Here is a 23,216-nt window from a genome sequence, read left to right on the forward strand (position 1 = left end):
TAGTCCATAGGGATATTTGCAACTACCACGTTGAATCTTGACTACTACCATTGTGCAAGCCAAAAGAGTCCCCATACTTTCTAGCAAATCTCATTAACGCGTAGACAGCTAACAAAAAGTCATAGCCGCAACACATGAGGCTTTCATATCAGGTTTCTTTCGGCCTTTGAGTGACCCCGCGTTTATAATACAAATCCTGTTGGAGAAACAGTAGGCTTCTGAAATGAAGCTTTGTTTTGGGTGCGGGGCTGGGAATGTAATGTCATAGTTGCCTTAAGTTATACAATCAGATTTAGGGCGAGACTTGTTGAAAACGATGAGTTGACAGTTTAAAAATAACAGAAAGCCCTGTAATTGGTGTCTTCTGGTAATGGATTTTTTGTGAGATAGACTTGTGCCAAAATAGAAGAGAGCTAGGGCTGTATATGAGATGTTATTAGGTATACATTTTGCTGAAGTTGGAAGTTATTCTATTGATATCATCTGCGTGGATAAAGATGTTCATCGTATAGTAATAATTGTTTGCGTGCGACGCAGATGTGTCCTGTTCGTTTGTTGCTTATATCTCCTCGACCTTTAATTTTTTAAAGCTCGCGGGAGGTTTGGTCAAGAAAATGATAACTTCTGACCTCCTATGACTGTTTGAGAGTTGTGCCGTAATCGAGGTTTTAGTCCGCTCGGGTTGAATACAAAATAGGTGGTATTAGATTGATTTTTTAATTTTTCCTCTTTGTGCTTCGAACTCTTTTCATTTAAGCTGTGGTGGAATCGGTGCTCGATAAGTTCAGTTGTTATTAGTCAAATATACTGGAGGGGGAATATGTACAATACTATCCTTTGCGCTATAGAAGCGTCTCAAGAAGGGAGGTATGTGTTGTCTAAAGCGGTAGAATTATCTAAGAAATTTGATAGCAAGCTAGTAGTTTTAAATGTGCTGCCTTATAGCTTCCTGCCCAAGGATTATCAAAAAGAGCTGAAAGAGAGTGCAATTCCGAAGTTTGAGGAGATTACGGAAGACTTTGGGGTTAGCAAGAGAAATCGGGCCCTTAAAGTGGGAAAGCCTTATGAGGTTATCTGTAAGGAAGCTGAAAAAAGGAAGGTGGATCTGATAGTTCTGGGAACTCACTCCAAGAAAGGTTTGAGTTCCCTGATTGGTTCTACCGCTAATAGCATAGTGAACTATGCACATTGTGATGTAACTTTGGTTCGAATCTAAGTTATAGGGCCATAGTCGATTTAAAGTTTGCCTTCTATTCGTTCCTTATTAGTGATCACGCTTTTTGTAGGCCGGGCAACCGGAGTTTGCCCGGCCTATTTTGAATGTTGCTGTTTAGTTGGACGTAGCTTGGGCCGGGTAATCTGGCTCCTCGCCCTTGACTTCATTGTCTTCTGAGGCGGGAGCATTACGCAGCACCAAAAAGCCAGCTGTCCCAGCGATAACCGATGCTAATAGAATGCCGGCTTTCGCCTGAATAAGCAGTTCATTTTGCGAGCTAAATGCTAGTTCGGCGATAAAAATGGACATGGTGAACCCAATACCTGCGAGCAATGCTACACCGACAATATGTTGGAAATTCGCCGCTTTGGGTAATTGGCCCCAACCTAGCTTCCAACCTACCCAAGTGGCCCCTACAATCCCAAGCAACTTACCGACCACCAAGCCAAAGATAACCCCGAGAGTGACCGGGTTGAGTACTGCTTCGGAGCTGCTGAAGCTGTCGACCGGAATTCCCGCGTTAGCTAGTGCAAAGATAGGTATCACTACAAACCCGACCGGTATGTGCAGGCGAGTCTCCATTCGTTGTAGCGGAGATTGGGCTAAGTTCACGCCATTACCCAAGCCCATTACGCGAGCTCGTAAATCATCGTTAGCGATAATCTTGTCGCCTGGGCGGAAGCAGCGGTCGAAGCTGCGAATGATATCTTTTACGAAGGTACTAAATGCTACAGGATCGTATTTTGGCTTGGCAGGTAGTGCCATAGCGGTAATGACACCAGCGAGAGTAGCGTGGACACCGGCTGAGTGAAGTCCGTACCACAATAGACCTCCAACAAAGACATAGGCTGCGGATCGGCGAATACCCGCAGCATTGAGAAGCCCGAGCACTATAACCAGGCCACCTGATGCGATGAGCGCTGTCATGTTTACTTGCTCTGTGTACCAGATGGCAATAACGAGAATTGCCCCTAAATCATCTACGATCGCTAGTGCGACCAAAAAGGTCACTACTGCTCGTGGTACACGGTTGCCTAGTAGTGCAATACAGCCTACCGCAAAGGCAATGTCTGTTGCCATCGGGATACCCCAGCCTGGACCGGCTTCGGTACCTAAATTAAGGGAGCTGTATAGTAGGGCGGGCACCACCATGCCGCCGATAGCGGCCATCACAGGTAGTACTGCCTGACGGAGATCTGAGAGTTCTCCCACAAGAAACTCTCGTTTTAATTCCAAGCCTACCAGAAAGAAAAAGATGGCCATTAGGCCGTCATTGATCCAGTGATGCAGGGAAAGGGAAAATGTCCAGTCTCCTGCACCTATCGCAATAGGCATATGAAGTAGGTGCTTGTAAGCCTCTTGCAGAGGAGAGTTGGCAATAATCAAAGCGATAAGCGCAGAGAGCATTAGTAATATACCACTGCTGCTTTGGCGATGAATAAATTCCTCAAAAGGAGTAACCAGGCGACCAAATGCCTCTTCTAGCGGGGCTTCAAAAATTTTTCCTTTGCGAATTTTAAATCTATTTAAAACCCCTTTACTCATCGTTGAGCATCCTCCTTTATCGGCTATAAACCCTAAGAAATATAGGGCTGTTTTTTCTCAATTCAGGCCCAAAGATTACCATGGAACTTGTATTTTTAACTAGATTAAAGCGCGTCACTCGGTAGCCGGTCGCAAATATGATGAATGAGAAAACCTGCGCAATTGTTGGGGGTTTGTTTGCTTCGTGTGAGAAAGTTGAGGGTGTTGATGATTTGAAATTAAATGACGCTTTTTATTGGAAGGTGACAAGCTTGAGTCTAAGGCCATGAAATTTTAGTGTATTCGGATTGTAAAGAATAATAGTTTTTTATGTTAACTATAATAATCAATTGTCTATGGATTTGAATGGTCTACTTTGGTTTGCCTAGCTAGTCCAATAGGGTAGCGATGTTCCTAAGTTTCTTTGCTTGAGGTTAAGGAGGGTAGCATTGTATAGGAACCTCCTTGCCAAATTTCCCTAGCTGCTATTTGCTTTCCTGCTGATGATTCAACGGCATATAGTTCATTGGAGCGAGTAAAAGGGGCTACCGGAAAGGGCTTACATCCCCGGTGAGAATTTATAGATTTACAAAATATGTAGATGGGTATTGGTTGCGAGCGTTTGTGACTAGTGATACTTCTTGCTCCATTCTTTATTTCACTCAATAGCTAATAGAAGTACCTAGTTATAGATGGATTAGTGTAACAACCTGATGTCCCACTCAGCCTTAGCGTAACGAAGGGATGCTAGTGGCAGAATGGTTTAATGATGCTGCCTGCAGTAGTACCACTGGAGCAGATTCCAAGCAAAAAAGTCCTGTCTATAGAGTTATTTTGCCCATTCGGCCCCACTATTAGAACAATGCCACTTTGTTGCTTATGCACTTAAGACTTTGAGTTGAATAGACACGTTATAACAGAGGGCTTTACGCTTACCGCCCAAATACTCAATAATTAGCGCCCACATCACAGGCAGGCATTGGCACAGAGTGCAGTGAAATGCTTGATACCTGTGACACTAGGATTGTATTCAAGATTTGGAGTAATCAGTGACAGCTACAGTTGAGCAAAAAGCGACCAATGTCCATTGGCATGAGGGTGATGTGACCCGCGAAAACCGGGCGAGTATCCTCGGCCACAAAGGCGTGACCCTCTGGTTCACCGGCCTTTCGGGCTCTGGTAAGAGCACTGTGGCTGTTGCCGTAGAGAAGGCTCTGGCTGCTCGTGGCGTGCTCAGTTACCGTCTGGATGGCGATAACATCCGCTTGGGCATCAATTCTAACCTTGGCTTCTCAGCTGAGGACCGCCAGGAAAATATCCGACGTGTAGGCGAAATTTCCAAGTTGTTTGCGGATACTGGCGTGGTTGTTTTATCCAGTTTTATCAGTCCGTACCGTGAAGATCGTGATTTAGTAAGAAAGATGCATGAAGCAGGAGATCTTCCGTATATGGAAGTGTTCGTAGACTGCCCACTGAAAGAGGCTGAGGCACGCGACCCCAAAGGCTTGTATAAGAAAGCTCGCGCAGGTGAGATCAAAGGTTTTACTGGTATAGATGATCCCTATGAGGCACCTGTTTCACCAGAATTGCACCTGAATACTGCTGAAATGACTCTTGAAGAGGAAGTAGAAGTGATTCTCTCCACTCTCCAAGAGAAAGGCATTATCGCTAAAGACTAGGCGGTACTGCTTTCGAAAAGGGGATCAGGAGATTCCCTTTTTTTGTTTTTGTCCTAAAGATATTTGCGCTTCTGCGCATCGCTCTACAAGTCCTGCCTCTCTTTAAGTCTTCCTCGGCGCCAACTGCCAGTAGCCTGGGACATCCGTTCATATACTCAAGCTGTACAGAAAGTGATGTTTCCTGTGGAGGCGCTTATGTCCGTTAGGAGAGGCTGGATACTCTCTATTTTGCTCTTGGTGCTAGTGGGCCTGGGGGCAGCAGCTTGGTATGGGTATAACCAGCTGCCAAAAGTCCACGGGAGCGTAGATGCTCCGGTGTTGAAGGTTCCTGAAGGGGTGTTGGACTATCAACCTGCGCCAGCTTATTCCGGTCCTCACCCCCGAATGATGTCCCGCCCGCCTGAATATTTCCCATTTCCTATTGGCTTGGGAGAAGTAGGGCCTGTAGAGACTCTATTCAGTGGCCCAGCCAGGTACCCTCTTTATTGCGGGAAAAACAATATTACAAATAAGCAGCCCCTGGTAGATAACCAGGATGGTGAAGGGGTGCCTATCTTTGCTCTAAATGATAAGGGCAGGAAGACAAAAGAGGTTATTGGGTATAGCCGGGATTGCAGTCACGCTACAGAGGTTACCTATTTTTACCGTAGTACCACTGATGGCCAGTTTCACTATCTGCATGAGGCCAGAAATGATATCGATAAGGTGACGGTAAACGGGAAGCAGGTAGATTTTATTGTTCGTGTAGAGACAGGCACGATCAACCGTCACTTTTATGCAATAGCAGTATTGAGGGGCGAGGGTGAGTCTGCAGGTAGGCCAAGTGGTAGTAACTGGAATAAGCGGCTGATCTATCAGTTCCGTGGTGGCGTAGGCATTGGAGGGCGCCAGGGAAAAATCAACAAAGGAGATATCACCACGCGGCGAATGGATGAGCTTGCGCGCGGTTATGCGATTGTCTATTCGACCGCCAATCAGACTAGAAACCACTACAACATGTGGCTGGCAGAAGACACTGCTCGTAGGGTGAAAAAGCAATTTGTATCGTTATATGGGGAGCCAATGTACACCGTTGGCATTGGGGGGTCAGGTGGAGCGATCCAGCAGTATCTATTTGCGCAGAATGCACCGGGCCTCTTAGATGCTGCTATCCCCTTGTATTCCTACCCAGATATGGTGTCCCAAACAATTTATGCCTTCGACTGTGAGCCACTGGAGTACTTTTTTGACATTGTGGATAGGCAGAATCAGCGCTGGAAAAAAGCAGAGGAGCGCACGGTTATCCAGGGGTTAGCTGCCAGTGAGAATGGTTCAAGTAAATTTGGAGTGTTGAGCTTTTTTGCTGGGATTTTTGATAGTCGTTACCGAGATAGGATGCAGGGAACCACTGAATGTGTCGAAGGGTGGCGAGGCTTAGTACCGTTGGTTAATAACCCTAACTTTGTTCACTTTGCTAAGAGTTTCGCTGCTGAGGTTGTCCCAAAAGTGCATTGGACGCACTGGGAGGACCTTCGCCAATTTTATGGTGCAAACGCATCAGGGTACGCAAATAGTTCTTGGGACAATGAGGGGGTGCAGTACGGCCTGAAAGCCCTGGTGAACGGCGAAATCAATATAGATACATTTTTACGTGTCAATGCTGCTGTAGGTGGCTGGAAAGTGCCAGAAGACCAGAGCCAAGAGCAGTTATGGTTTATGAATGGGAATATGTTTCCGGTTCGCTTGTCCCTTTGGAGCGAGCAAAACCTCAATATGGGAACACTCCAAAAGCCGGCGAAGCGCAGCCGCGCAAGTCTGGAGGCTATTAATGGAATATATCGTTCCGGGCACGTTTTCCTGGGGGATGTAGAGATTCCTATTATTGATTTGCGGCACTACCTCGATAAAGAGCCTGATATGCACCACAGCTCTGCCTCTTTTTCTGCACGCGAGCGTATTCGGCGCGCCCGTGGACATGCGGAGAATCAACTGATTTGGATGAGTGACAAAGGCTACAACCCGCTGCATGAGGCGCTGGATTTAGTTGACCGTTGGATGCAGAGCATCATAGAAAACCCAGGTAAAGGTGTAGTGGAAAACCGCCCGGATGACGCCAATGATCGATGCTTTGACAAGGAAGGAAATTTGCTAGCGTCTGGAGGCAAGGTCTGGAATGGCCCCTGGAATAGCCAGGCTCCCGGGAAGTGTATGAGGGTATACCCGATTCATAGTACATCAAGGCAAGTGGCGGGGGCACCGGTGACCGATGATGTCTTTAAGTGCGCTCTACAGCCGGTTGAGCGGGCGTTGGCGAAGGGGATCTACGGTCCATTCACTGAGGAAATTTCCAGTCGTGTGGCAGATCTAAAGAGAATATTTCCTACTGGTGTGTGTAATTACAACGAGCAAGACTTGGCCCGCCCAAAAGAGCAGCTGATACCGAGGGGGATACCTGTGAAGATAGCTGGGCATCTGCTAGACCCAGACTATCGGCAGGGTAAGGTCTTGCAGGGAGCAAGTACTGAAGAGGCTGAAATGAGGGGGGTTCCTGTCTCTTTACCAGACGAATCGGATGGAAATTAATCGGACGTGATTATTTGGCGTGAAAATTGTTGACAGGAATCTACAGTCGGGTAATATGCGCGTCGCTCAAGGGGGCACGGCCCCTATAGCAAAGAGCACCGGGTGGTTAGCTCAGTTGGGAGAGCGACGGCCTTACAAGCCGTAGGTCACAGGTTCGACCCCTGTACCACCCACCAACTTCCATAGAGGAAGTTTACTACCGAGGACCGGTAGTTCAGTTGGTTAGAATGCCGGCCTGTCACGCCGGAGGTCGCGGGTTCGAGTCCCGTCCGGTCCGCCAGATACGAAAAAGGCCCCCTCGAGAGAGGGGGCCTTTTTTTATGGCGGAAAAATAAGCCTGAGGGGGGCAGACTGGAGCTTTAGTTCATTTCGCCCAGTGTAAGATGGCTCGACAGATTTGATTTTCTATATGGCTAACTTGCCCTTACCGATTGGAAGTGTGCTAAGGATTCAATCTCAATTTTCTAATTTTAGGCTAGTGGATTTGAGCATTGGCAGGAATATTGTGGAACACTGTTTAGTCTTTCTCGCCTGAAAGAGGGTGAAGCCAGTAAAGGTTTTCCTTTTGCAGGGGCGCGATTTAAAAAGCCTTAGTGGCGCCTGTCAGTCGAATAAAGAAGGGTGCCAGTAGGGAAGCTTGCTTAATTAGAATAATTGATTTCGGCGATTAGTTTTGGTTTTCTGATAGCAGCTGGCTGATAATGATTTGCTTAATAAGTGCGATTTGCCTTGGCTAGATTAATGACTGGTAATTGTGGTGATGTAATTTTTGGTAAATGTAATACCGCTTATTAAGTGTCAGTTGCAGGCTTTGGGTTCGATGTTGTTTTATTAGGAGTCCTTCACCCCTTGCCTGAAATGATATGTAGAAGGGGCGTATCTTTCAGAGCAATGGTTTTTTGCTTTGATTTACAAAGCTCGACCGTATGAATTAATGGGTGAATCTCTGAGTATTTACCTGGTAAAGAGGGCTATACAAATTCGCTACTTAACTTGCCTCAATTTGAAAAGTATTCTCGATGCAGCACGGGCAATCCCTTATCAAAGAGTTGATAGTGATCAGTTCTCAGGGATTGAGCTATGGGTTCGTCGAGATGACCTTTTGGACCCTCTAATTTCAGGAAACAAGGCCTATAAGCTCCTATACAACCTAACGGAAGCGAGCGAGAGGGGCTTTGAGGTCCTGATTACTTGCGGTGGCGCTTGGTCAAATCATTTGCATGCCACCGCAGCAGCGGGGGCGCGGTTTGGATTTCGTACAGTTGGTGTCGTTCGTGGCCAACGACCGCCTGTGATGAGTGGCATGCTTCAGGATGCAGAGCGGTTAGGGATGCGATTAATCTTTATCTCTCGACAAGAGTACCGACTTCGCCATCATCCCGATTTTTTGGGGCTAATTGGGCTAGAGCCAAACTGCGGGCTCTACATCCCGGAAGGTGGGGCAAACTTTGCTGGAGCAAGGGGGGTGAGCCTGTTGGGTCAAATTATTGAAGAGACAGCCCCGATTAAATTCGACCAGCTCTGGGTCGCTTGTGGCACTGGGTTAACTTTGGGCGGGCTGAGTTCATCTATAGACAGTTTCCCGGTACATGGTGTTGAGGTATTAAAGGCCGGGGACGGCATTCGTAGAGAAGTGCGACATTGGCGGGCGGTGTTGTCGGGAGGCAATGCCTCTGATAATTCATGTATCACTATGAATAATATTCATTTGACCAATCAGTATCACTGTGGAGGCTATGGCAAGTACCCCGGTCGGCTGTTGGATTTTCATCAGTCTTTCGAGCGTCAGTCCGGTATCCCCTTGGATCCTATCTACACTGCAAAACTTTTATATGCTCTTTCTCAAGAGGTCCGCGCTGGCCGTATTTGCAGCGGATTTAAGGTTTTAGCTCTGCACTCTGGGGGACTGCAGGGTCGGCGCGGATTCCATTGTGCCGACTGAATTAAGGGTGTGGTCATTCGACGGTGCCCGACCTCTGACTTGTCATCCGTAATTCGACTCACGTACCAAGCTAAGGCATAATTGCCTGTCACATTTAGAGAAGCTATGACTATCGGACTTACCTGGTAGTGGTGGGTATCAAGTTGGCAAAGTGTTATTTGTAAGGCCTTGGTTCGGCCACCCAGAGGGGAAGCGGTGTCGGAATTTTTTAATATCGGCTTGATTGGCCGTATAGAGAGTGATAGCGCTGTACTATCACTCAAGCGTTTGAGCGAGTTTCTCGAGAGAGGAGGCTATGCGGTTGTACTGGAGAAGGAGACTTCAACTGCGGTCACAGCCAATAATGCTCGCGTATCTTCTAAAGAAAAGCTGGGAGAAGCTCTGCGACTTAGTAATTGTAGTTGGTGGGGATGGTAGCCTGCTAGCTGCCGCTCGCGCCCTGGCTAAATTCAGCGTTCCCTTACTCGGAATTAACCGTGGACGGCTGGGTTTCCTCACTGATATTACCCCTGATGAGATTGAGCAAAAAGTTGGTGAGGTATTGTCTGGTAAGTATATGGCCGAAAGCCGTTTTCTACTTGATATGTCGGTGACCAGAGAGGGCAAGCCTATTGGCAAAGGATCCGCCCTGAATGATGTGGTGCTGCATCCGGGCGAGTTTATCCGCATGATCGAATTCAACCTTTTCATAGATGGTCAATTTGTTTATACCCAGCGCTCTGATGGATTGATTGTCTCTACACCTACAGGTTCTACCGCTTATGCCCTTTCTGGTGGAGGACCGATTATGCACCCCAAATTGGATGCTATCGTCTTAGTTCCTTTGAACCCACACACACTCAGTAGTCGTCCGATTGTTGTGGAAGGGAGCAGCGAATTCAAAATCATAGTGGGTGAACACAATACCACAAACCCCCATGTTACTTGCGATGGGCACGATCAGGTCATTACAAAGCCTGGAGATGTTGTACGTATTCATAAGAAACCGCATCGGTTGACACTGATCCACCCGATTGATCACAACTTTTACGAAACATGCCGTTCAAAGCTAGGTTGGCTGAACTGATGATTTCATTTCGGAGTTACTAGATATGTCTGAAGCTTTTATAAAAAAAATTAAGTCCAAAGAAACTATAGTTGGGATCGTGGGTCTCGGCTACGTCGGCTTACCACTTTCAATTCGTTTTGCTGAGGCTGGGTTCGTTACAGTCGGATTTGATATCGATGAATCAAAAGCAGAAGCAATCAATGTGGGAAAGTCCTATATAGAGCATATTCCATGCGAGCAAGTTCGTAATGCAAGCGAGAAGGGCTTAAGTGCGACTACTGATTTTTCAAAGATGCTGGAAGTCGATGCGTTGATTCTTTGTGTTCCCACTCCCCTTAATAGATATCGCGAGCCGGACCTCTCTTTTGTAACTGGAACGCTGGATAAAATGCTGCCTTATCTTCGTAAAGGGCAATTGGTATCGCTAGAGAGTACTACGTACCCTGGTACCACTGAAGAAGAAGTGGTGCCTCGAGTAGAGAAAGCTGGACTGATTGCTGGTAAGGATGTGCATATTGTCTATTCGCCTGAAAGAGAGGATCCCGGCAATAAAAATTTTAGCACTCAGAATATTCCAAAAGTATGCGGTGGATATACAGCAGCGTGCCTGAATGCCGGAGTCGCACTTTATAATGAGGTCATAGATAAAGTAGTTCCTGTTAGCTCGGTGGGAGCTGCTGAAATGACAAAGCTGCTTGAAAATATTCATAGGGCGGTAAATATAGGCTTGGTTAATGAGATGAAAATTGTTGCTGATGCCATGGGAATTGATATCCACGAAGTGATTCGAGCTGCCGCAACAAAGCCATTTGGATTCACTCCGTACTATCCTGGTCCGGGTCTAGGGGGACATTGCATCCCTATTGACCCATTTTACCTAACCTGGAAAGCAAGGGAGTATGGCCTACATACTCGTTTTATTGAGTTGGCTGGTGAAATTAATACTATGATGCCAGAATGGGTCGTAAATAAGGTAGTCGCCTCTTTAAATAGTGTAAAAAAGTCAGTAAATGGCAGTAAAATTCTGATTCTAGGTATTGCCTATAAGAAAAACGTAGATGACATGCGAGAATCACCATCTATGGAGCTCTTGCGAATGTTACTAGATTTGGGTGCGGACGTATCATATTCTGATCCGCATGTACCCTCAATTCCTAAAATGCGTAAGTATGATTTCTCAATGTCAAGCGTCAACCTTAATCAGGTTGATTTGCTAAATTATGATTTAGTCTTGCTAGCAACAGACCATGATGCGTTTGACTATGAATTACTCGCTGAAAAATCACAATTATTGGTTGATACAAGAGGTCGTTATACAAAGAAAATAGGTAATATAGTAAAGGCATAGTTATAATTAATTCGGGCTGTTAATAGATTTGGTGAGATTGATTGAGCTTAATAGTCCGAATATTCACGGTCTTGGATGTAAATTCCCAGCAACGCTCTTGTCAAGCGTGTTTATCATACGCATTGGCATTTATTTTGGTCCTGATTTTGAATGATGAACTCCAAATCCAAAGATTATAAGGCCTCCTTAATTGAAGACCCAGGCCATTATAGTTTGCTAATGCAAAAAAATATTGAGTTAAGATTACTTAAGAGAAAAGTACGTGAAATACATATGCAGCTTTTAGTTTCTGAGAAGCAAAAAGAGATATTAAAAGAGGCGTATGAGGATGTAAAAGCTGGGTTTATTTTTCGGGCAGGTGAGTTGGTAGTCAGCAGTAAAAAAAATCCGTTGTCTCTTATTCGACTAGTTAGAGACCTTTATTTATTAAGATGTGAAGTTAGAGGTGAGGTAGCATTAAAAAATGGAGATATTTAAGTTGGTTGTATGCCTGTCTTTTCAGAAGGGATTTATTGTTATAGGAAATTTCTAGGACTTTGTGTCTATCTATATTGAGGCTGGCTTACTGATATGACATTTGATTATTTTATATAAGGGTAGAATTTTATCGGCGAGCGTAAACGTTTCTTCAATAATTTCGAGCTCTGTACATGATGAATCAAAATGAAAAGTTGGGTAGGAAGGCGATAATATTAGGTGGAGCCAGCTCTGCTTTGGTAGCCGAAAGAGCTATTAATTCTTTATTGCCGCAGGTAGAGCATATAACTTATCTGAGTTTTTCTAATAGTGACAATTTAAATCAAAATTATAGCTCTCAAGTTAAATTTAAGCGGATAAATGAAAATGCTATATTGGAAGAGCTGAGCTATGAAATTGATTCGCACCACGGATATATCCTGATCTGTCATAACAGCTTGATCTACCCCAATAACTATGCTGCTTGCCTTTGTGGATATATTGAGGACTTAAAGCGGCAGGCGGTTGTGGGTATTCAAGGAGGGCTATATAAATTTGGCCATGAAAATAGCGCCATTCATCCATTTTACGCCTCAGATAAAAAAAAATCCCCTACTCAAGTCCATTTCCTTAGTATATTTGGCTCGGCCTTTCATCGTGATGTTTTTTCGAGAGGAGTTCTCGAACCCTTAAAGTCTATCAACTTTATGCTGGGATTTTATAATTGTACAGAAAACTTCCCGCCTTTATTCTTAGTTCCAGGAAATAGAGATTTAATAAACAACTCTAAAAATGATTTTGGCATTTGGCGGTTAGAGAAGAGTCTAGAGAATTTAGAGAGTGCTTGTTTTGAGGGGGCTGATAGTGATTGCACTGGTTTGCTGTCGAGTAGAAAAAGCTCCTTAAAAAAAGTACCAGGAAGAGAGAAAGTAATTATAGCCATAAAGACTTATAATCGACTAGATTATTTGTCAGAGTGCCTGAAAACTTGGTTGGCATCTGCTGACCCTAAGTATGATTGGGTGGTGATTGTGGCTGATGATGGTTCCACTGACGGCACTCTAGAATATTTAGAAATGCTCGATTTTCCATTTGAGCTGCATATTTTAAAAAATAGAAGAAAGTATGCAGTAGGCCAGACTAATACTATATTTGATCTTTGTAAAAACATTGGTTTTGATTTTGCTTTTTTGATAGATGATGACTTGCTCTTTAAAAAAAAGGGGTGGGATTCTCTCTATATTAATGCTATCAAATCAAGTGGGTATGCCCATCTATGTTATTTCAATCCAGAAATAAAGTATGAAAACGAAGACGTTAATAGTCTAGAAGATATTAATAAAAATAGAGTCGTTGATCCATCAGGTACGTGTGAGGCTTTTGTTGACTGTTATAGTTGCATGGGTTGTTTGTTTACTTTTACTGAAGTAGTACTTGAAAAGGTCGGTTATTGTGACGAGAAAAATTTTCCGGTAAGAGGTCAATGGCATATAGATTTTTCAGCTAGATGTTCTCGCTTAGGCTTTAACAAAGAGGCTTCATTTTTCGACGCCTTGGGGAGTAATCACTATATTACTCTTCAGCATGAAAACAGTAATGACTATCGTTGTGCTATTTCCTGGGGAAGCCAATATGCTTCCGTGACAAATAGAGAAGAAAAGCAGAGAAGATACAAGGTTATCTATGATGATAGCCGTCTTTTCATTCCAAAGAAAAATGTTTGATATTATGAGAAGTTGTGAGGGATAAGTTTTGAATATCTTTGTACTATGTACAGGGCGATGTGGGTCTATGTCATTTGCAAAAGCTTGTGAGCATATGATCAATTATACATCAGGGCATGAATCTCAGAGTGGTTTGCTTGCATCTCAGAGGGGGAGGTTCCCCGAATTCCATATTGAAGTTGATAATCGCTTGTCATGGATGTTGGGTTTATTGGAAAAACAGTATGGTAATGATGCGTATTATGTACACTTAACTCGAGATCGGGTTCAAACAGCTCATAGTTACAATAAAAGATGGGACTTTGAGCAAAGTATTATGCGAGCTTACTCCCATGGAATTCTGATGAGGGATTCAGGCGGGCTGGATGAATGTTTAGATTACTGGGAAACTGTTAACTCTAATATTGGTGCATTTTTGCAAAACAAATCCAATAAAATACAAATTAATTTAGATAATATTGAGGTTGAATTTCCTAGGTTTTGGTCAGATATAGGGGCTGAAGGAGATCTTGAAGCTGCCCTGACAGAGCTAACAGCTATACATAATCCTTCAAAGAAAGATGCAGTTTCAGGTCATGTTGAAAGCCAGGCGAATAATTTGAAGGAAATCTTAGAAAATGAGTTTCTTAATGTTAGGGAAACCTTAGACGAGATTATAAGTTATTCTTCACTAAATTCTGAACTGAAAGATGTAGTTAATAAAAATGAAGAGAAGCTAAAAAGGAAAGAGGAAGAGCTAAAAAGGAAAGAAGAAGAGTTAAAAAATACGAAAAGGGAGCATGAGAAATCTCTAAATAATGTAAGAGACTCATTAGGTGAGCAATACCAGTTAATCTTGAATAGCAACTCATTTAAGATTGGCCAAGTGATAGTAAAAGGTATAAGGTTCCCGCTTTTATTACCTCTAAAAATAAAAAGGTATCTTTTATCTTTTAATAGGGCCAGGCATAAAGGCTTAGATCTTAAAGAGGAGCATCAACCCAATGCTCATTTTCAAAAGGAAAAATTTGTAAATAAAACTAAGTCCACCAACAGTAGGGGGGTGCAGGTCACTAGCCTTGAAGCTGGTAGCACTGCAGAGTCGGTAAAATATAGTAATGTCCTTCCGTCGCGATATAAGAAGTTACATGGAAAGCGGGACCACTTTAGAGTAGAGCCTCTCAATGTTGAAAAGAAAAAGCCAGTTTTTGCTTTGTGTGTGACAACATGGAATAGGCAAGAGTACATACAAAAATTCATAGAAACATTTGTTGCTACTCGATCAGATAAATTTCACTGGGTTTTAGTGGTGGCAGATGATGGATCTACAGATGGTACCTTAGAATACTTACAGAATTTACATATATATAATTGCCAAATTATTTTGATCAAAAACAAGAATAAGACGATTGCGGGACAATCAAATTCACTTTTTGATGCATCTAAGTCATCAAATTTTGATTTTGGTTTGATGTGTAACGATGATATCTATTTCTTAAAAGAGGGTTGGGATTCATTATATTATGAAGCCGCAATTCATAGTGGCTTTGGGCACCTTGTGTACCACAATTCTGAGTGGAAGAAACCAAAGCATAGTAAGTCAACAGAGCTTTTAAGCTCATCGGTCTCTTCAATTGAAGCTATGGGGTGTCTATTTTCTTTTACCCCTGAAGTTCTAAACAAGGTTGGTTATTTTGACACATTGAGCTTTCCTTTTAGAGGGCATTCTCACATGGACTTTACGGCTCGCTGCTGCCGTGCGGGTTTTAATAGCAGTGAAACTTTGTGGGATGCAAAGGGTTCTGAGGAGCTTGTAGGGATGTGGCAGAGAGAAAACTACAAAGAGACAGTTGATTGGAGTAGTGAAAAAGTTAAACAAATATTAAATCCTCATGAACGAGCTCGTAGGATGGCGCTTGTACAAGATGATAGTCGCCAGTTTATACAGCTGAGCCATAAGTCTCCTTTCTCTTCGCGTAGCCAGATTCTTCTAAGCCCTCAAAACTATCACCTTGAAGCGCGATTAATAGAGAGCGGTCACTTTTCAATGGGCTATGGTTTGAATCAATACGTGGATGCCGTTTTTGTCCTAAATTTGACTGAACAAGTAGAGAAATGGAAAGCTGTTTCGACCAGATTCGCCAAACATGGAGTTCAAGTTGAGCGTTTCGATGCTGTAAATGGTTATTCTAAAAAATATAAAAAAGATTGGGATAGATACTTTGGTGGGGGGTTGACTCACCCGGTAGAGAAGCAGATTAATCGAAAATTAATACAGTCTCCCGGAGCATGGGGCTATTTATTAACAATGAAAGGCCTACTTCAAGAAGCTAAAGAGCGGAGACTAAAAAGAATTGCAGTTTTTGATGATGACGTTATCTTGCATAAAGACTTCCAAAGAAAGCTTGAGGAAGCTTGCTTCGAGCTGCCTACGGACTGGAAGCTTGTTTATTTAGGCTGCACTCAATTAGAGAGAAGTAAAGTCTCAATGTACTCAGGAAGCTTATACTATCCAGGTGGTGGAGCTGATGGGAGCTTTGCATACATGATTGATCACACTTCATTTGATTTTCTTTTAAATGAGCTTAGTAAATTTGATTGGCCTTTTGATTCTGGAGCACTTAGATCACTTAATAGATCTTATCAAGAAAATTCATTCGCCATTTATCCAAATTTGGTAATAGCCGATGTAACTGAAAGCTCAATTCGGGAAACAAGAGATCAGCTAGAGTTTTCACAAAAAGCTGGTTGGGATTTAAGTTTATACGATTTTCCGTATTATTCACACCCACTAAAATTGGGGTTAAAAAATTCTGAGCAGGAAGAATTTAATAAGTTGAGAATTGATGTTGTTATTTTGATTGACAACTGTGAAACAATGTCTCGTTGCCTAAGTTCACTTTCGAATCAATCCTTTGAACATTATTCGATCATCTTTGCACTGGAAAAAGAATTTTCTGAATATTGGTCATCTGAATTAAAGCTTTACATGAAGTATAATACTAGAGTAAGTAATATTATTTCTAAATGCGAAGGTGATTCAAGTAAGGATTTCTTCGATAGAATTATGGGAAAGTGTAAAGCAGAATTAACGACTTTTATTAATTCTACGGATATTCTTGCTAACGACTACTTAGCTCGTATGGAAGCGTTGTCAAGAGCGAGCAAAAGTATGGTTGTTCCTACTGGGGTTACACAGGGTGTGTCAGGTAAAGGGGCGACGTTTGACTCTGTAGTTCAAGGAAATTACTCAACTGTAACTGAAATATTTAGTCGTACTCTGTTTTCTAAAGAACTTCTATTGGATAAGTCAGATTCCATCTGGTCTAGTGCTCCTTGTATTTTTGAAAACCTAGAAGATCTTGTAGTAAATGGGAAAGAAAATTACTTAAAACAAGAAAGGTGCCCTTATATAGTCATCGAGACGCCTTAGAAAAGATAAATGCCGGAATAGATAATTTATTGCATTTAAAAGGCGCCTAATATTAATTAGGTGCCTATATTTTTTTATTCTTGAGATTTTAAAAAAATGGAGTATAGACGGGATATTGATGGGTTGCGCGCTTTAGCAGTTTTACCTGTCATAGCTTTCCATGCGGGAGTTACTAATATTTCCGGAGGATTCGCTGGTGTTGATGTTTTTTTTGTGATTAGTGGCTACTTAATTACAGGTATCATATTGGGGGAGATTTCCAAGGGTACATTTAGTTTTTTCGATTTTTATTTGAGGCGTGCACGAAGGATTCTCCCGTTATTATTTTTTATTGTTTCACTCTCAGTTTTTTTTGGAGTGCTCCTTTTCCCCCCTGAGAGAGTGTTAGAATTATCTATTACAAGTTTATATGCACTGTTGTTTAGTTCGAACTTTTATTTTTACTCTAATCAGGATTATTTTTCCCCTGAGGCAGAATTAAACCCGCTTCTTCATACTTGGAGCCTGGCAGTTGAGGAGCAGTATTATCTTTTCTTCCCAATTTTAATGGTTCTTTTGTGGAGAAATAACATTCGTTTTGGGGTTGTGGCCGCACTGACTACTTTCAGCTTTTTTCTAGCTGACTCACTTTCTACTCGATTTGTTAATGAAGCATACTATTTGCTACCATTTAGAATGTGGGAGATTGGTGTCGGGGCACTTTTGGCATTTAGGCGAGAAGATGTAATGCCACTTCAAAGGTATGCATCATATATTCAGATTGCTGGCTTATTATTGATTCTCTCTTGCTACTTCTTGATAGACTCAACTCTCCCCTGGCCTAGCCTATACACGCTTCTTCCGGTACTTGGTGCCGCAATGATTATAGGTTGGAAGAGTTCCGGTCTAATAAATAAATTATTATCTTGTCGTTTGCTTGTGAAAATAGGCCTTATTTCCTATAGCCTATACTTGGTTCATCAGCCAGTTATTGTTTTTTTAAAAGAGTTGATTGAAAGCGAAAATATCATTTTTTGTGTTTTTGTTTTTTTTGTCTCATTTGTGTTCGCTATTCTTTGCCATTATTTAATTGAGCGGCCTTTTCGCCAGTCCAATTATAACATTGGGAAAGTTATCGGGGTGTCTAGCTTGACGCTAACCCCGTTTATATTGAGCTTTGTGTTGATTCAAAGTCAAGGGTACCTTAATGAAAAGAAAGATGCTGTTAAAGATTTCTTTGAAGCTCATGAGAATGAAAAAAATTCAGAATTTGTGAGAGGTAAGTACAATAGCCAGTCTTTTGATAGCTTCCCTACCAGTAAGAAGCCTAATCTGCTGATCGTCGGAGATTCTTTTTCACAGGACTTATATAATAGTTTAGATTCTACTGGCGTTTTGGATTATTACAATGTGGTAACCTATTACGTTCATGTTAAGTGCCAAATTTATTTATCTCAGGCTGACCATAAAGACTCAGACTTTGAATATGTTCTAAAAGCTGATAAGGCGTTTTGTAAAAACGGTAAATCTATACGAAGAAATCTACAGATTTTTGAGGAGGCAGATATAGTAGTCTTTGCAGGTATGTGGAGAGACTGGGCTGCGGAGAATATTGATAATACTATCAATCTATTGCCTCTAAAAGAGCAACAAAAAATATTTGTAGTTGGAACTAAATGGTTCCCTAAGCCTAAGTTGGAATATTATTCTAGACTTGACAATAGGCTGGAGAGAACTTTTCAGCCGCCAGAATCAGTAAAAAATATCAACTCAATATTAAAGAAAAAAAGTAGTGAATTGCTATTTATCGATCAAATGAGCGTTTTATGTAGTGATGGCGTTTGTCCAGAGTTTGCTACAGAGGAGAGTTTAATTTCCTATGATGGAGGACATTTGACTCCTTCTGGAGCTCAAAAAATTGGCAAACTACTTATAAACTCAACTGGTTTATCTTGTCTTAAATTTTTGTGTGCTTTTAATTAAGGGAGTAGTTTGTGTAAATCTGCATTAACCTACCATGAGGAGAAGGTTAGTCCAGTTCAGATTACAATTTGTGCAAATGGGCCTACCGGTTTTGATAAGGGAGAATGAGCCTAGAGGAAGGCTCAAGGGTAGGCCCTATTAGTTATACAGACAATTGCTTAATCAAACAAAAGACAGGTTGACAAGTAGGGAAAAGCTAAAACTTGTAAATAAAAAACATTCATATACTTCTCTAAATCCACTCTGCAGTAGTGTTGGCTACTACCACTGTACTTTTAATTTATGGGTAATAGAAGGGTGTTAGAATTTCTTGGATTAACATCTAACATCTAACATCTAACATCTAACATCTAACATCTAACATCTAACATCTAACATCTAACATCTAACATCTAACATCTAACATCTAACATCTAACATCTAACATCTAACATCTAACATCTAACATCTAACATCTAACATCTAACATCTAACATCTAACATCTAACATCTAACATCTAACATCTAACATCTAACATCTAACATCTAACATCTAACATCTAACATCTAACATCTAACATCTAACATCTAACATCTAACATCTAACATCTAACATCTAACATCTAACATCTAACATCTAACATCTAACATCTAACATCTAACATCTAACATCTAACATCTAACATCTAACATCTAACATCTAACATCTAACATCTAACATCTAACATCTAACATCTAACATCTAACATCTAACATCTAACATCTAACATCTAACATCTAACATCTAACATCTAACATCTAACATCTAACATCTAACATCTAACATCTAACATCTAACATCTAACATCTAACATCTAACATCTAACATCTAACATCTAACATCTAACATCTAACACCTAACATCTAACACCTAACATCTAACACCTTATAGTGTTTGGATCCGATGGGTATACTTGAATATGGTGAGACTCAGAAGGGAGGGTTAGAATACTGAACTTGACTGGACTTGACAAAGTGCCTCTTAAAAAAATGAAGTTGCCATAACAGTTCTGAGCTGAGATTCTAAGTATATGGGCGGTATAAATATGAATTTATTATTTAGAACTTCTATATTTTTTGAGCTAGCCCATAAATTTTAGTATATAAGTAGCTAAGTAAAGTCCTGAACTCCCGCGTAATAGATGTTTTGGCAGAGCTGTTCTATCAAGTCAGTCCATCATAAAACTTAAGAGCTCCGCTAATCAATATCATGAGCATCCAAGCTACCAAGGGTGCATTATGGATACCTTCATCATAAAAGGTTTGGTTTTACATAAAAGTGGTAATTGGGCCATAAGGAGAAATATTCAACCTCTTATAAATGACTGGTCGTATTAAGCTTGGTGAGCGCTTAAGGTATCAGTTGGTTAACGACTCATTACTAAATCGATTGACTTGACTAGCGGTTACATTTATCACTAACAGATTGCTTTTTTCGAAAGCGCCGATCTTTGGGAGTGGGAGAGTGATATAGCTTATGATCAAGATGACTATGTTGTGGTATTAGTTAAATTTACTTAAAAGCTACTGATCGTACATTGTGAGTAAAATGTCCTAACAAAGTCTGAAGTATACATTGGAAAATGTATAAAATAATGATTTTCGACAACTGTTGGGGGTTTTGGGGGCGCCAACCGACAATGTGGAGATTTGATCCTACCCACCAACAACGGACACACCACTAAGCGACTAGTTGTTCCTCAAACGCCTCAGGGCTGAGATAGCCATTGGCGCTGTGTAAGCGATTTCGATTGTAGTCTATTTCTATATACTCAAATACGGTTTCCCGCATGAGGCACCTTGTAGGAAAGCGGTTACCATGGATTACTTCTACCTTAAGTGAGTGGAAGAACGTTTCTGCGCAGGCGTTATCATAGCAGTTACCTTTGGCGCTCATGCTGCACCGCAGATCATAAGCTGTAATTAAAGATTGATAATCTTTAGAGCAATATTGGCTTCCCCTGTCAGTATGCACGATAACATTTGTAGGTTTCTTACGTCGCCATAAAGCCATTTGAAGGGCGTCACAGACCAATGTAGCTGTCATCGTTTCTGACATCGCCCAACCAATAACCAGCCGACTATATAGGTCTATCACTACAGCCAGATATAACCAACCCTCTTCTGTTCGTAGGTAGGTAATATCCCCGACCCATTTCTGATTCGGCGCTTCAGTATTGAAGTTCTGCTCGAGCAGATTTGGGGCCACTGGCAGACCATGTTTTGAGTAGGTTGTGGCTTTATATCTCTTGGCGGCTTTAGCCCGTAGGCCCTGTCGACGCATGCTGGCAGCAACTGTTTTTTGATTATATTTACTCCCCTCACTGGCCAATTCCCTCGTCAGGCGAGGGGCGCCACTACGTTCTTTACTGGCTATAAAGCGCTGCTGTACCAAACCATCAAGCTCCATTTGGTACTGCTGGCGCTTGGATTGATCGGCCGATCTTGACACCCAATCGTAAAACCCACTGCGAGATACGCTCAATACCTTAGCCATCGCTTTGATGCTGAACTTATGCCTGTGCTTTAGCATGAAGGCGCACCTCATTTCAGGCTCTTTGCAAAGTACGCTGCGGCCTTTTTTAAGATCGCCAGCTCCTCTGCCTGCTCAGCCAGCTGCCGCTTAAGGCGAGCATTCTCTGTGGCCAGCTCTCTCTCGGCATCCCCTCGGCTCTGATGTAACTTAGCCTTGCTTCGCCATCCGTAAATCTGGGAAGGATGTAACCCAAGCTGTTTAGCGGCAACGCTTACCCCTACCTTGACCGCCAGTGCTAGGGCATCTTTTCTATATTCCTCTGAGTATTTTTTACGAGTGGTTTTGGTTGATTTACTTGATCGTGTCATAGGGCACCTCTGCTGCGTAGTTTATCGCTTAAGAGAGTGTCCGTCTTTGGTGGGTAGGATCAATTTGACTGAAGCATTGGTCTTGCCCACAAAAAATAGACACTCTAACTATGCATATTTACGCTCATACTCTGCTGGACTTACATAGCCCAATGCAGAGTGTCTACGAACCCTATTGTAGAAAATCTCAATGTATTCAAACACCGCAGATTTTGCGTGCTCTTCGCTTTCGAATGTTCCGGCATAGACCAGCTCGACTTTTAGCCTGCTAAAGAATGATTCCATTGCCGCATTATCCCAACAGTTAGCCTGGCGACTCATACTCGGCTTGCACTTGCTTTCGGACAAGAGATCCTGGTATTTCTGCGATCGATATTGCACACCCCTGTCAGAGTGAACTATTAGCCCAGGCTTTATTTGTCGTCTCTCTAGAGCTATTTTTAATGCTCGACGTGTCAATTCATCGGTCATCTGAGAGTCGAATGCCCAACCTACAATACGTTGAGAGTACAGATCCATAACTACCGCGAGGTACAGCCACCGCTCCAGAACCCAGATATACGTAATATCACTGGTCCAGCCGCAATTTGGTCGATCCACATCGAAGCAACGCTTAAGTAGGTTGGCGGCGACATAGATATTCCCCTCGACGGGCTGGCTATATCGAAAGCCTTTGTCGTTTCTCGCTTTAATATGCTTCTGTTGCATAAGCTTAGCGACATAGCTCCGTGAGCATGGCTCACCTAACTCTTGAAGCTCGCAAGCGATTCTAGGCGCGCTATAACGACCTTTAAACTCAACAAACGTCTCTCGGATTTTCTCGATTATTCGTATCTTTCTAATCGTGCGAGCAGATGGCAGCCGCCCTCGCCATCGATAATAACCCGATCTTGAGACTTCTAAACACCGACACATCAAGCTAACCGGGAATGACCCTACATGCTCTTGTATCAGTGCGTACTTTACTCTTGGTGGTTCGCAAAGTACGCAGCTGCCTTTTTTAGAAACTCAACCTCCTGACGAGCTTCATGCAGCTCCTTCTTGAGCTTGCGAACTTCAGCGCTTTCCTGTTTGGAATAGTCGACACCGTCTAAACTATTGAACTGCTTATCAGGCAGTCGATTAAATTGACGACGCCAGTTGTAGATCTGCTGTGCGCTGACGCCTAGTTCTCGTGCCACAGAAGCCGTTGTTACTCCAGGCTTTTCCGCTCTCTTAACTGCTTCTCTACGGAACTCCTCCGTATACGCCTGAGTTCTTTTCTTACCCATGATACACCTCCGTGTTAGGCCTAAACCTAACTATACAGGGTGCCTATTAAACGTGGGTAAGTCTTGCATATAACGCTAGATCATACTACTCCTAGGAGTTCTGTTTAATCAAAATACCAATAGTTTTTCCAGACATCATTTATTGAAACGGAGGCAATTAGCTAAATGTCGAATAAGTAGGTTGGAGATGAAAGACTCCGTATCAATACT

At 42.4% G+C, this 23,216-nt stretch carries 13 protein-coding genes, 2 tRNA genes and 1 pseudogene; 12 read left to right on the forward strand and 4 right to left on the reverse strand.

The genetic code is table 11. The features are described 5' to 3' along the window. The first annotated feature begins 820 nt into the window (after window positions 1-820). Window positions 821-1,216, forward strand: coding sequence for a universal stress protein (locus ACJJIY_RS13795; protein WP_413662467.1), 396 nt, complete (start codon window positions 821-823; stop codon window positions 1,214-1,216). Between the two features lie 114 nt (window positions 1,217-1,330). Here ACJJIY_RS13795 and nhaA read toward each other — a convergent pair whose 3' ends face one another. Beyond that, on the reverse strand, window positions 1,331-2,761 hold the full coding sequence (gene nhaA, locus ACJJIY_RS13800) for a Na+/H+ antiporter NhaA (protein ID WP_444897729.1): 1,431 nt from the start codon (window positions 2,759-2,761) through the stop codon (window positions 1,331-1,333). Between the two features lie 1,028 nt (window positions 2,762-3,789). Between nhaA and cysC the strand changes: the two genes are divergently transcribed. The 11 genes and pseudogenes from cysC (at window position 3,790) to ACJJIY_RS13855 (ending at window position 18,873) form a co-directional block, all read left to right on the forward strand. Beyond that, on the forward strand, window positions 3,790-4,419 hold the full coding sequence (gene cysC / locus ACJJIY_RS13805; RefSeq protein WP_282932285.1) for an adenylyl-sulfate kinase: 630 nt from the start codon (window positions 3,790-3,792) through the stop codon (window positions 4,417-4,419). 195 nt (window positions 4,420-4,614) lie between these two features. Beyond that, on the forward strand, window positions 4,615-6,981 hold the full coding sequence (locus ACJJIY_RS13810) for a DUF6351 family protein (protein ID WP_444897728.1): 2,367 nt from the start codon (window positions 4,615-4,617) through the stop codon (window positions 6,979-6,981). A 100-nt stretch (window positions 6,982-7,081) separates the two neighbouring features. Next, window positions 7,082-7,157: transfer RNA gene (locus ACJJIY_RS13815), tRNA-Val, on the forward strand. Window positions 7,158-7,184: 27 nt separating this feature from the next. Continuing rightward, window positions 7,185-7,261, forward strand: a tRNA-Asp gene (locus ACJJIY_RS13820). Between the two features lie 654 nt (window positions 7,262-7,915). Next, complete coding sequence (locus tag ACJJIY_RS13825) at window positions 7,916-8,923, forward strand: 1-aminocyclopropane-1-carboxylate deaminase/D-cysteine desulfhydrase (RefSeq protein ID WP_444897727.1); 1,008 nt, start codon at window positions 7,916-7,918, stop codon at window positions 8,921-8,923. Window positions 8,924-9,118: 195 nt separating this feature from the next. After that, window positions 9,119-9,989, forward strand: a pseudogene (locus ACJJIY_RS13830) (NAD(+) kinase). 25 nt (window positions 9,990-10,014) lie between these two features. After that, complete coding sequence (locus tag ACJJIY_RS13835) at window positions 10,015-11,319, forward strand: nucleotide sugar dehydrogenase (RefSeq protein WP_444897725.1); 1,305 nt, start codon at window positions 10,015-10,017, stop codon at window positions 11,317-11,319. A gap of 150 nt (window positions 11,320-11,469) precedes the next feature. Beyond that, the gene (locus ACJJIY_RS13840) at window positions 11,470-11,796 is read left to right on the forward strand and encodes a hypothetical protein (protein ID WP_444897724.1); all 327 of its coding nucleotides are present in this window, start codon (window positions 11,470-11,472) and stop codon (window positions 11,794-11,796) included. Window positions 11,797-11,969: 173 nt separating this feature from the next. Continuing rightward, window positions 11,970-13,499, forward strand: coding sequence for a glycosyltransferase family 2 protein (locus tag ACJJIY_RS13845; protein WP_445358108.1), 1,530 nt, complete (start codon window positions 11,970-11,972; stop codon window positions 13,497-13,499). A gap of 67 nt (window positions 13,500-13,566) precedes the next feature. Then, window positions 13,567-16,911 carry a glycosyltransferase gene (locus ACJJIY_RS13850; protein ID WP_445358109.1) on the forward strand — a complete coding sequence of 1,115 codons (3,345 nt, stop codon included), beginning with the start codon at window positions 13,567-13,569 and terminating at the stop codon, window positions 16,909-16,911. A gap of 96 nt (window positions 16,912-17,007) precedes the next feature. Then, window positions 17,008-18,873 carry an acyltransferase family protein gene (locus ACJJIY_RS13855; RefSeq protein WP_445358110.1) on the forward strand — a complete coding sequence of 622 codons (1,866 nt, stop codon included), beginning with the start codon at window positions 17,008-17,010 and terminating at the stop codon, window positions 18,871-18,873. A gap of 1,699 nt (window positions 18,874-20,572) precedes the next feature. Here ACJJIY_RS13855 and ACJJIY_RS13860 read toward each other — a convergent pair. The 3 genes from ACJJIY_RS13860 to ACJJIY_RS13870 all read right to left on the reverse strand — a co-directional run bounded on the left by ACJJIY_RS13860 (window position 20,573) and on the right by ACJJIY_RS13870 (window position 23,006). Then, window positions 20,573-21,735, reverse strand: a protein-coding gene (locus tag ACJJIY_RS13860) for an IS3 family transposase (protein ID WP_445358111.1) whose coding sequence is annotated in 2 segments (ribosomal slippage) — window positions 20,573-21,477 and window positions 21,477-21,735 — 1,164 coding nt in all. Because the reading frame shifts where the segments join, the coding sequence is not laid out codon by codon here. Window positions 21,736-21,843: 108 nt separating this feature from the next. After that, on the reverse strand, window positions 21,844-22,689 hold the full coding sequence (locus tag ACJJIY_RS13865; RefSeq protein ID WP_445359671.1) for an IS3 family transposase: 846 nt from the start codon (window positions 22,687-22,689) through the stop codon (window positions 21,844-21,846). Window positions 22,690-22,697: 8 nt separating this feature from the next. After that, window positions 22,698-23,006: a transposase gene (locus ACJJIY_RS13870; protein ID WP_444897720.1), complete on the reverse strand. Its 309-nt coding sequence runs from the start codon at window positions 23,004-23,006 to the stop codon at window positions 22,698-22,700. Between the last annotated feature and the right edge of the window lie 210 nt (window positions 23,007-23,216).

The organism is Microbulbifer maximicatervae (SeqCode) (genome assembly GCF_052468155.1).